The organism is Sporosarcina sp. FSL W7-1283 (assembly GCF_038003105.1).
Classification (GTDB): Bacteria; Bacillota; Bacilli; order Bacillales_A; family Planococcaceae; genus Sporosarcina; species Sporosarcina newyorkensis.
The window spans coordinates 1-11,989 of record NZ_JBBOOL010000002.1 but is presented as its reverse complement, the minus strand read 5'-3'; the positions used below and the strand labels follow the sequence as shown (position 1 = coordinate 11,989).

Sequence of the window (11,989 nt, the reverse complement as noted above, 5' to 3'; positions counted from 1 at the left end):
GTACTCTCCTTAAGAATCGGGAGGGTGCTTTTCTTATGCATTTTCAGTCACTTCTATGTGAAGTGATAAACTTAAATAAGCATATAATAGTATTGGAAAATATTTTGTATTTGTTATGGGAGGAAATTTATGTGGATGTGAGACAAAGAAGAAAAGCAGCTAAAGAATTCAGCAAGAGATGGGAAAATCGGGGAAAAGAAAAACAAGACAGTCAAACATTCTGGTTGGACTTATTATCAAGTGTTTATGGAATTCAAAATCCTGGAGAGTATATTAAATTTGAAAATTCGGTAGATAATATGATGGATAGTACAAGTTTTATTGATGGCTATATTGAAAAAACAAATGTCCTAATCGAACAAAAAGGAAGTCATAAAGATTTAAATAAAGGTATACGTCAATCGGATGGTTCATTACTCACACCATTTCAACAGGCAATGCGTTATTCTGCGACATTACCGTATTCAAAACGGCCTAGATGGATAATCACTTCAAATTTTAAAGAATTCTATATTTACGACATGGAAAAACCTAGTGGTCAGCCTGCAATAGTAGAACTAGGAAATTTAAAGAATGAATATTATCGTCTAGAGATACTCATTGATAAAACTAATACTCAGATTGAAAAAGAAACAAAAGTTTCGATTCAAGCTGGAGAGCTTGTTGGACAAATTTACGATGAATTACTCGAACAATATAACAATCCGAAAAATCCTGATAGTTTAGAAAGTATCAATCAGCTTTGTGTACGATTAGTATTTTGTTTTTATGCAGAGGATGCAGGATTATTTGGCAAAAGAGGAAGATTTCATGATTATCTAGCTGACTTTAACACTAGATATTTTCGAAATGCAATAATTGATCTATTCCATGTACTAAATACAAAAGAGGAAGACAGAGACCCTTATCTGGATGACAAGCTTGCTTTATTTCCTTATGTGAATGGTAATCTTTTTGAAGACATGGATATTGAAGTGCCACAGTTTACGGACCATTTAAGAGAATTAATACTTCAGAATGCAACAAGTGATTTCGATTGGTCGGAAATTAGTCCAACTATTTTTGGTGGCGTATTTGAGAGTACACTAAACCCAGATCAAAGACGTAAAGGCGGAATGCACTACACATCTATTGAAAATATACATAAGGTGATTAACCCTTTGTTCCTAAATGAATTGAAGGAAGAATTAAATGAAATAAAACAGTTGAAACAACCAGCGGCAATTAGACGTAGAGCTCAAGCATTCCAAAAAAAACTTGGCAGTTTAACCTTTTTTGATCCCGCAGCTGGTTCAGGGAATTTTTTAACAGAGACATACTTATCTTTAAGAGAATTAGAAAACGAAGCCCTGTTACTAGTATTCGAAGACCATGCACGCTTAGATACAGGTGAAGACTTAATTAAAGTAACGCTTGATCAATTTTACGGTTTAGAAATTAACGACTTTGCTGTATCTGTTGCTAAGACGGCGCTATGGATAGCGGAAAGTCAGATGTTTGAGAAAACGAAGGATTTAATTTTTTCCGAAGTTGATTTTTTTCCATTAAAATCATACACAAATATAAAAGAAGGTAATGCTCTAACGGTAAATTGGAATACCGTAATTGATAAACGTAATCTTAATTATATTATCGGAAATCCGCCTTTTATTGGTTATAAATTGCAAGGAATTGAACAAAAGAAAGACTTAGAACCGCTATTCGGTAAAATAAAGTCTATTGATTATGTAGCTGGCTGGTTCTATAAATCAGCACAATTTATAGAGAATTCAAATATTCAAGTTGCGCTTGTTGCTACAAACTCTATTTGTCAAGGAGAGCAGGTTGAAATGGTATGGGGTACCATGATTGATAAATTCAAAGTAGAAATTGACTTTGCCTATAAATCGTTTGAATGGAATAATGAAACGAAAAATGCGGCATCTGTATACTGTGTTATCGTTGGTTTTAGCCATGAAAAGAATATTATAAATCCTAAGTTGATATTTTCCACAAGTGAAAGTTATGAGATTGCTGAAAATATAAACCCATATTTGGCGAATGCCCCTAATGTTTTTGTGAAAGGTAGAAATCAGCCGCTTAATGATGTAGATAAAATGATCTATGGGAGTGAGCCAAGAGAAGGAGGATATCTGATTTTAAGCGAGGTAGATAAACAAGAATTAATTGAAGAATGCCCTTTCTTGGATATATATATTAAACGCTTTGTTAGTTCATCTGATTATATAAATGATAAGTACCGTTATTGTTTATGGTTAGTGGATGCAGATTTAAGTAAAATTAGAACATCAAAAATAGTCATGAATAGATTACAATCCGTTAAAGAGTTCAGATTAAATAGTAAGCAAAAACAAGCACATAAATCAGCTGAAACTCCTTATTTATTCACCAGCATTAGACAGCCTAAAACAGATTATCTTTTGGTACCAATTGTATCTTCCGAAAACAGAAGATATATCCCGATTGGGTATGTTGATAAAGATATTATTGTAAGTAATGCATGCAACACAATCTCAAATGCAAGCTTATATACCTTTGGAATTATGACATCAAATGTTCATATGTCATGGATGAGAGTGGTAGCGGGAAGGTTGAAAAGTGATTATAGATACTCAGCAAAACTTGTATATAATACGTTTCCTTGGCCAGATACTACTGATAAGCAAAAAGAAGAAATAGAGAATACTGCCCAGGAAATTCTAGATGCTAGAAATTTATATCCTAATGCAACTCTAGCCGATTTATATGACGAATTGATAATGCCGCTAGAATTAAGGAAAGCCCACCAAGCCAATGATAGAGCTGTCATGGAGGCTTATGGTATGGATGTGAGAACTACATCAGAAAGTGATGCCGTTGCAAAATTATTTAAGTTATATAATGCTTTAATTTAGTAAGGAATTAAAAGTCGATTTCAAAACATCGGCTTTTTTTGTTGAAATACAAGTGTCAAATCTTAAGAGTATTGACACCGATATAAAGATCCTGTAAAATAAAGGCGTTGGATGGTGTCATAACTTAGTGTCAAAAGTGACGAGGAAAAAGGATGATTTTATACATGAAATACGGGTATGCTCGAGTCAGTACGTCTCATCAGGATCTAGAAGCACAGATTCAGTTATTGGAAAAAGAGGGCTGCGACAAAATCTACGCTGAAAAATATACCGGTACAAAAGCGGACCGCCCTAAGTTCCTTGAACTGCTTTCAATCCTTAAAAAAGACGATACATTAGTAGTTACTAAATTGGACCGTTTTGCACGTTCTACGGTAGATGCTATTGAGACAATAAAAAGCCTATTTAAGAGGGACGTAAAAGTTCATGTCCTTAACATGGGACTCGTAGAGAACACACCTACAGGAAAATTAATTTTCAATGTGCTAAGCGCCTTTGCTGAATTTGAAAGGGATATGATAGTGGAACGTACACAAGAAGGAAAAGCCGTTGCAAGACAAAATCCAGATTTTAAAGAAGGAAGGCCGAGGAAATTCAGTGAAAAACAAATAGAACATGCCCTGCATTTACTCAAGAATCAATCCTACAAGCAAGTTGAAGAACTCACCGGGATTTCTAAAAGCACATTGATTCGTGCAAAAAGAAAGAAACAGCAATAGCTACTGGATATGGTGTCCGAAGGGCTTGAACCGAAAGTGTGATAGTAAGATGATGAAAGTTCTGGTAGCTTTTCATCAAACAATAGAAGAAAATATTGTTATGAACGTACGGAATTCAAATTAAGGTAGGTGACGTTGGTGAATAATGAGATGATATCTGTCGGAAAAATTAAAGAGAAACATCCGCGTGACATGGTTAACATTGAATTACTTGAAAAATATAGTCATTATGCACGTATGTATATACGAATGCCCGAGGAACAAGATTATATTGCTTTGTTGAGACAAGAAATATTAAAACGTATGGATTGAAAAAATATCGTTTATGTCCATAAGAGGTAGAGACCAGTTTCTCTACCTTTAATTTTGTTTAGAACAGACAATGGAAATTAACATTCGAACCTTTACGATACTAGTCTGAAATCTAAACTCTACTAAAATCGTATTGTTTAAAATGTCCTTTTACCAAATGTCTAGATCTGACACCGGGATCAACATTTCAATCATTAATCCGACCAGCAACATATTTGATCTTTTTATGCTGTTTTCCGTCCGTTTCTATAAGTCGGTTCGGAAGGTCGGAGGAGAAATCGATGATTACAAAGAAACTAATAGAACAGGGGCTTTAGAGACTCGAAGTGAACGATTTTCAGTCTATTAACTTGATCAACCTACCACCTATTTAAGTGCGAAATATAGTGTTTAAAATATCAGAGTTCGCCAAGTCGGACTGTTGAAAGTATAATAAAACCAAAGGTCGGATACGTTCAATCGTCGATCGGACGTCGGAGGTCGAATAAAAGGTCGGTTTGATTAAAAAGGGGGACGGATCATGGATCGATTGTTATTGAAAAAGGATGTCACGGCTGCGGTAGACGCTCCTAAGACGACAGTAAACGATTGGATACACGATTTTCGTGCATTTATTCCGATTGTTAGGGAGGGTCGCACCACGTATTACAAGCCGGAAGCAGTCAACGTCCTCCTCGCGGTTAAGAGAATGCGGGAGGAAGGGCTCGACAAAACACGGATCGCAAGGGAGCTCCCGGGGCTCGGTTTTTCCATTGATCATGACGAGATGGTCAATAAAGTTGAGAAGGCTCGGGGGCACGCAGAGCAGGCAGAAAATGCTCGTAATCGAGATGGATTTCTCGCTGTTATGCAGACGATGTCCGTTGCAATGGAACGTATGACAGAGCTGGAGAGAGAGGTTCAAGAGTCGAAAGTTCGGATGGTCGAACAGGATCGGATCAATAGGGAACTGACCGAATTGATCGAGAAACAAGCAGCGGCTCTCGAAAAGCAAGAAAAATATATTGAAGAAAGTCTGCAAGTAAGGGATCAGAAACTTATGGAGTCACTTCGTCTTTCGCAAGAAGCCAAAAGAGAAGTTTTGGCTACCGAGGAGATCCGACAAAAGGAGATGGAGGAGATCCGGCAACAGCAGTCCAAAGGATTCCTCGCAAGGCTATTTGGAAAGTAGAATAACAGCCAAATAAAAACACGTCGTAGCAGACTCGTGAAAAGCCCGCCGCAGCGTGTTAAGGGGAAATTAAGATTTTCATAGCATGTACTGACAATATGCGGTAAAATTTGATATAGGAAAGAAAAAATTCGAAAGCATGACAAGAGGCTCCCTCATTAGTTTGGCGACTGGTAGGGAACCTCTTCAGAAAAACTATATACGGGATAAGTATACCCATTTTTAATTATTTATTGACTTGATTTTATCACAGAGTCAGTAAAATGGGCAATCTTTTTCTTCGTAAGTGTCGTGTTCTTCGATACACCGAGGGGATGAAATGATGAAATTAAGTGCAGTAGAGCTCGCAAAAGACCATGTATTCTTTCATCATTATGGCGCAGATGGATGGATAACCGTTGCCAAGCGGGAAGGTAGCATATTTAAGCAGTATCACTATCGACCGGAGGAACTGGCAGAACAGCTTACGGGATGGCTGGGGGAAGACGTCTACTTCTCGCAGAATACATTTTATAAACCACACCGTGCTATTGAAAATATCCGGCAGTTACGAGCTTTATATGTGGATGTTGATTTTTACATATTCAATTATGATTACCGATGGACACTCGGGAATATAGAGCTCCTTGTCAATGATAGAGAACTCCCTAGTCCCAATCTCGTAATAAATAGCGGCAGAGGAGTCGTTTGTGTATGGCTCATTGAGCCTGTACCGTCGAAGGCACTCCCGTTATGGCAAGCCGTCCAAAAGGACTTTTATTCGAAGTTGGAAAAATTCGGAGGAGATTCGAAGGCGTCAGACGCAGCACGTGTGTTTAGGATCGCAGGCTCCATCAATTCCAAGAATGGAGAAAAAGTTTCGGTTATGTATCGCCACGAGAATCGCTATTCGTTGCGAGAGTTGCAATATGAATATTTACCCGAGATTAAGCCCAAAACAGCTCCTAAACGCAAGGGGCGACCATCAAAGATTGTCAATCTATACAATACCTATACATTACATCATGCACGACTGCTCGATCTCGTGAAGTTAGTAGAGCTCCGTAATTACGACATACGGGGATATCGGGAGACGATCCTGTTTTTATATCGCTATTGGAAATGTTGCTTTTTAAACGACGCAGACCGTGCGCTTATGGAAGCACTCGCCTTTAATCAGGAACTCACAGAGCCACTTTCTGAACGGGAAGTCATCCGTGCCACCAAATCGGCAGAAACGGCATGGGAGGCGAAGAACAACGCTACCGCGGATCGTATCGCCCGTGAAAAAGGCTATCCAGGAGCCGGATATAATATCTCGAACACGAAACTCATTCAATGGCTCGACATTACAGCAGAAGAAATGCAGCTACTTTCCACGATCATCGACGGGAACGAAAAGCGTAGACGTAAGCGGTTAGCCAATGAAAAGATGCGTAGGGAAGTAGGGATAAAGACAAGAGCCGAGTACCTCGCAACAGAGCAGGAAAAGACGGAGGACAGACTGTGGTTATTGCGTAAAGCCTTAGAACAGAATCCCAATGAAAGTAATGTTCAACTAGGAAAGTTATTAAACGTTAGCGAGGCTTACATTCGAAAGTTAAAGAGAAAATTATAACTCGTACTGGTGTGTACGCTTATATTATGGGCGTTAGCCTGCAGCTTTAGTTGCGGGTGTTTTAAAAGAGAATACGGCACGTTAAGATTGCTGTGTTCCTTTATATCTTTTAGTAGGGGGAGGCTGGAGAGGGCAACCGTAGGGCGGCAGCACGGCTTTTAAGAGTTCTTCGTATATTTAGAGAAAACAGGTGAACCTATTGAAACAAGTAACCGTGCTTTATAAGGATTATGATAACGTGAGTAAGGAAAACTTACTTACAAAAGGGCTGGCTGGCAAATCAATTCACGTCTTATAATGGAATTAGACAGTGAAGGACCATTCTTTTTGTCTTATCCTGAGGATATAACAGGCGATACCGTACAATTTAAGGCCGCTGTAGCTTCTTTTGCTGTCACTATACCTAATAATGCCGGAGAGGCTTTAGGGGCTTTAGGAATGGATCAAGTGGCGGCTATGACGATTGCTGAATTGGGGGAATTTCTAACCAAACATAAAGAAAACTAGAACACTGATATAGCGTTCTAGTTTTGGCGCTATATTCTATTATAAATGCTATTTGTTTTAAAAAACTGAAAGAACATGATCCTATCAATACCTATTGTGAATTATTGGAGTCAATTTCAACTAGTCTACTAAGAATCACCCTGAAATAACTTCGAATAAATTTAATTTTCAGGGCATACCCATTCCTTTCTCGGTTTTACCGCATATTCGATTTCGCCTACTTCACCAATAGGTATTGAACTCCTCTTCCAATCCCTTTTAAATTCTTCAACATTACTAACAACAACGTATTCCTCTGGATAACACAATATAACCCTTTTGCCATCAGATTTCATACTGATAACCGTATGATCACCTCTTAAGACTTCTAATGCAACAAATCTTTCGCCGACTTTACATTCATTTATATAGGGGCCTTCCGTTACCTCAATAATATCAAATTGTTTAGCAGGCTTACTCAAATTCAAATCCAACGCTTCTTCCTGACAATCATTGTTTTGCACTATTTTTTTCAAAGGAAACCCGTATTTCACTGCATGAGCTCTCATGGCAATAGCAATTTCTTCCGCTTTGGCTTTTTTATTCATATTCATGATTTCTTCCACCTTTCTTTGTTTGAAGGTTATGCCTGTCCAACTGGCTATATTCATGAACTTCAAACAAAGGGAAGGGGTAGTGATTAGGATTTTTTAAGTCAGACATCTCTCTACATTGCGAAGAAATTTGGATGTTTAAATATACGAAAAACATAAATTGCTTTGGGGTATTTTTAAAATGGTTTCCAATAATCTGCAATACTCTCCAAGTAGATCAGAGAGCATGGTAAATTACAATTTAATTAATGGTTATCTCTCCACCTAAATAAATGTTGATCACATCTATCCGTTCATGTCCAACCTCTTTTGTGACAATTGTTGCAACTTGCAATTTAGAATAGCCTTTCTCCATTTCTTGCCGCATCCGATCCTGGACGTAATTGTAGCGTAATCCATGATATGTTAAAGCGTTAGATACTCCCTGATACAAACGGACTTCTCTGCCCTCGATTGTTTCGAATTGAATCCGATTATTTTGCATGAATTTTTCTACTCGATTTACTGCTGCATGTGTTTTCTCTTCTGGACGAATAAACAGGCGTTCCCCTCTTGGTACGTTCTTGATCTTGTTTTCCATCACTTGTCTGCCTTGGCGAGACAACGGAACTTGGCGCCACTTCCCATTTTTGGCTTCATTTTTAACTTGATAAATGCCAGTTCTCAGTGCTTGCTCCACTTGTGATCTGCTCATTGCAACGGCTTCGGTTACCCTTAATCCCATTGTTCTGGCCAGTTGCATCACGTCCCGCACATCGGCCGCAGTTTCAGCACCCCTACCATCGGTTCTAGCCATTCCCTGGACAAACTGTTGCATATCGTTGTATTCACGCTCTGTCCATGCTCTATTGCCTTTTACTGCGGGGGTCTTGTCTAATGCAACAGAAAAATCGTCTTTTAGGCCTTTGTTGTGGGAAATTTCGTGTTTGACATTCGGAATCATATCGTGCATGTAGCGGATTGCCCCTAGATCGTTTTTAAGCGTTTTCGGTGAAATTCCTTCCGCTTGCCGATATTGGATATATGCTATCACATGCTTATCTTGCAGATTGCGCAGATTTTTCATCTTAAACTTTTCATCTAAAAAACCAACGAAATTTCGGCAGCTGCTTTCGTATCTGGCACGAGTTCCAAAAGAATTTGCCCGCGTATGGCGGAAAACTTTTTCCATCTGTGTCATGATCGGTGACTTTCCTTTTGTCATATTTTCATCTCCTTTTTCAAAAAAGTGCACAGCTGTCCCGTTGACATTTTTGAGCGTCCTCAGCGCTTCCTCAAATGCAAGAATGAATCTCCTTCTGACAAACCCTCATACACTGCACATAATATAGGTTTATTCGAGGGAGCGGAGGCAGCTTTCTCTTTGCCCGAATTGCACTTCGATTTTTTTCGCTTTGCTTAAAAATCAGTCGTTGATTCGGACAAAGAGAAAGCTGCCCTCGTATCCAGTTTGTGTTATGAGTATTCGATGGAACATACCTGAACAGGTTGGCATCGCCATGTTCCAGTGAACTGCCGTAGCAAGCAGATCGCTCAGGTCTATCGACCTCGTTCACTTCCTGCCGGAATTTTTAAACCGCCCCAAGCATCGGCGATCGGCTCTATTCGTCAGCCTGCATTACGGACAACATTTCCGAGTGTCATCGGTAAATCTTATATTCGCTGTCGCGAATCACCAGCCAAACCTGATGTCAAACATACAAACTCAATCATCCTCCCTCTATAATCTTCTTGAACACCCCGGCAAATGTACCTGACAGATTTCGAAAATTTCTCTCACTACATTTTTTCATTTTCCCTCTCTCCTTCTCTGTTTTTGAACGCAAAAAAAACGACTGTCCTTTTTGGACACTCGATTACGCCTCTGCTCATATATTTTACTGACCCGTTTGGTCTGCCGGTTGTACTTGCCAGCCATAATGAAAAACAGTTTGAGCCATTATTTTGTTTTCCTCTTCCCCTAGGGAATATTTTTCTTAAACTACCACACAAAATCGAATTAATCCCATAGCAAAGTAAGCTATGCACAAGTCGGTCCAAAGACCTTTTCATTGTTCGTCACCGTCAGATCCCACTTGGATCGACCATAAAATAAAAAGAAAATTTGTATATTAATAGTTTATCATCTTGTGAGTAACCTCGCAAGTCTTGAAAGGAGAGTTGGGAACCAAAATGGATAAGGGCCGATAGCTTTTGAAGAGTACCACTTTTAAAATTCTAGCCATAATTCTTGGTAAAATATTATCTCATAAATTAAAAAATCCTCCTCTTTTTTTAAAAAGAGAGACTTAGAATGTAAGTGGGTTTATTTCAACTTATTTACTGCTATAATAATATTGTCCAAGGGCGATCTCTTACTTCTCACGAATAGAGGTCATGTGTAATGAAGCTTTTGCAGAAAATGCTAAAGTTCATTAGCACATACGAGGGTAAGGGCCGAAAGGTTCTCGATTGGTGCGTTTCAATCGGAAATCTTTGCTGGCTAATCCTCCGCGTCCTAATGAACAAATAATTCCCACGTTTCCAGTCGCATAAGCCACGGTATAGCGGAGGTGAACTAGGTTGTGTTCCCAGCACTCGGACTTTAAACAAATCGTCAAAGCCTTTTCCCACTCACCTCTCTCTATGGTTATACTTACTACAACTGTTAACAACAAATGCCAAACATAAACCTATAAACGAAAAAAAACCTTGGGTTCCCACGCCCGAGGTTTTTTCTTACTTAACTTACTTCTCACGAATAGTGTGTAATTTAACTAATAAAAATGCTAAGGAGGGTGTTGCTTTTGTTGGTATTTGCTATCAATAATATTGGTTAGCTACGACATAGTTTAAAAACACCAATGACTATTGATAACAATGGTTAGCCATTGAATACTTTTTTTCTGACACCTTAACTTCCCACAGTCTAAGGTCTCAGATCCTCCCCGGTTTTTTTTAAAAACCACTCTGTTTTACGACCTATTGGTTTCATAGATCAACTTTATGATAGCATATTTCCTTCTTTATACAACAATAAAATGAAGTAGAAGGAAGTAAGACAACGTGAAGTAAAGTGAAAAAAGAGGACAAGTATGCCCCCCTTTTATTTTTGTTCCCTATACAATAGCGTGATTCAGTCATGCATAGCAAAGAACACCGTCAGAGGTCTCAGCAGTCCATACAAGTACGCCTGATACAGTAGACAGGGCTATAAAGCGAAGCAAAGTCAAAACAAGCACGTACACGGACGCACAGGTGGCTGAGAATAGGACGTACCAACGGCCAGTAGCTGCAGCAGTAGCCAGCAAGCTATCACAACTCAAAGATTTAGACGTCTATGTTAGATGGGTTGTAGGGCGGTTGTTCGTTTCTTTTTGTTTTTTTGGTACAATTGTAAAGTTAAGGGGGGGAAAAGGTGAATAAAAAGCCTGTTAAAGAGCGCAAAGAAGAAAAAGAGGATGCTCTTAGAACTTGGATCGAGAAAAAGATCGATCTGGCGCATGAGTGGATCGAAAACGAGAAAAAGCAAACTTCCAGAGGGATCATTCGTGGTGGAGTTTATATGTGCGAATTAGGAGAGAATATAGGGGCAGAGCAAGGTGAATATCGGCCAGCGCTCGTTGTATCCAATGACTTGATTAATTCCACCTCTGGAAACGTGTCGGTTATCCCACTTACGAAAAACCTTAAAAAGAAGGTTCGAAGGGATAAACAAGGCAAAGTCATTGAGGTTTTAAACCAACCGCGATTGAGCAGCCACTACTTTTTGCGGAAAGACAAGTATGTTTTTTTAGATCATGATTCTGCTGTTTTAGGAGAGGAAACCAAGACGATTAGCAAGGTTCGTATTAGTGAACATAGAGGAGATATCGATCCAGGCGACATGGATCGTATCATGACTCGTGTGAAGTGGGTCTACGGTTTTAAATAAAACGGTTTGACGAAGGTGAGAATACCGTCTATAATGAAATTAACTTACATCGCCTGTCACGTCACAGGCAATTCACGTGAATGATCACGGTTTTTCTCAATAAGGGGCCTTTATGGCTCCTTTTCGTATATTTAAGCATAACCTGGCTACAAGTGAGTAAACTTTAAATACATCGCTCGTCTTGTCATGAGCAATGCCGCTGCAATGGTGGAAACAATATCGCCTGTCTTGTCACGGGCAATTCGGCCCTCGGCGTTCGCTGGGGGTTTTTACGTCTAAAAAA

General features: G+C 39.1%; 9 protein-coding genes. 7 read left to right on the top strand and 2 right to left on the bottom strand.

The features are described 5' to 3' along the window. Window positions 1–131 precede the first annotated feature (131 nt). From MKY93_RS20380 to MKY93_RS20355, 6 genes are all read left to right on the top strand, one after another. Window positions 132–2,894, top strand: coding sequence for a DNA methyltransferase (locus MKY93_RS20380; protein WP_340760967.1), 2,763 nt, complete (start codon window positions 132–134; stop codon window positions 2,892–2,894). A gap of 164 nt (window positions 2,895–3,058) precedes the next feature. Further along, complete coding sequence (locus tag MKY93_RS20375) at window positions 3,059–3,613, top strand: recombinase family protein (protein ID WP_340760966.1); 555 nt, start codon at window positions 3,059–3,061, stop codon at window positions 3,611–3,613. 135 nt (window positions 3,614–3,748) lie between these two features. Further along, window positions 3,749–3,925: a hypothetical protein gene (locus MKY93_RS20370; protein ID WP_340760968.1), complete on the top strand. Its 177-nt coding sequence runs from the start codon at window positions 3,749–3,751 to the stop codon at window positions 3,923–3,925. Window positions 3,926–4,445: 520 nt separating this feature from the next. Further along, entirely contained in the window at window positions 4,446–5,096 is a 651-nt protein-coding gene (locus MKY93_RS20365; RefSeq protein WP_340760965.1) for a MerR family transcriptional regulator, read from the top strand. A 322-nt stretch (window positions 5,097–5,418) separates the two neighbouring features. Beyond that, window positions 5,419–6,693: a replication protein gene (locus tag MKY93_RS20360; protein WP_340760964.1), complete on the top strand. Its 1,275-nt coding sequence runs from the start codon at window positions 5,419–5,421 to the stop codon at window positions 6,691–6,693. A gap of 297 nt (window positions 6,694–6,990) precedes the next feature. Further along, the gene (locus tag MKY93_RS20355; RefSeq protein WP_340760963.1) at window positions 6,991–7,200 is read left to right on the top strand and encodes a hypothetical protein; all 210 of its coding nucleotides are present in this window, start codon (window positions 6,991–6,993) and stop codon (window positions 7,198–7,200) included. Window positions 7,201–7,361: 161 nt separating this feature from the next. Here MKY93_RS20355 and MKY93_RS20350 read toward each other — a convergent pair whose 3' ends face one another. Both MKY93_RS20350 and MKY93_RS20345 read right to left on the bottom strand, forming a co-directional pair. Beyond that, on the bottom strand, window positions 7,362–7,793 hold the full coding sequence (locus MKY93_RS20350) for a hypothetical protein (RefSeq protein ID WP_340760962.1): 432 nt from the start codon (window positions 7,791–7,793) through the stop codon (window positions 7,362–7,364). 241 nt (window positions 7,794–8,034) lie between these two features. Continuing rightward, window positions 8,035–8,997: a tyrosine-type recombinase/integrase gene (locus MKY93_RS20345; RefSeq protein ID WP_340760961.1), complete on the bottom strand. Its 963-nt coding sequence runs from the start codon at window positions 8,995–8,997 to the stop codon at window positions 8,035–8,037. A gap of 2,193 nt (window positions 8,998–11,190) precedes the next feature. Here MKY93_RS20345 and MKY93_RS20340 point away from each other — a divergent pair. Continuing rightward, window positions 11,191–11,706 (top strand): type II toxin-antitoxin system PemK/MazF family toxin, encoded by a 516-nt coding sequence (locus tag MKY93_RS20340; RefSeq protein WP_340760960.1) that lies wholly within the window; start codon window positions 11,191–11,193, stop codon window positions 11,704–11,706. The last annotated feature ends 283 nt before the right edge of the window (window positions 11,707–11,989 follow it).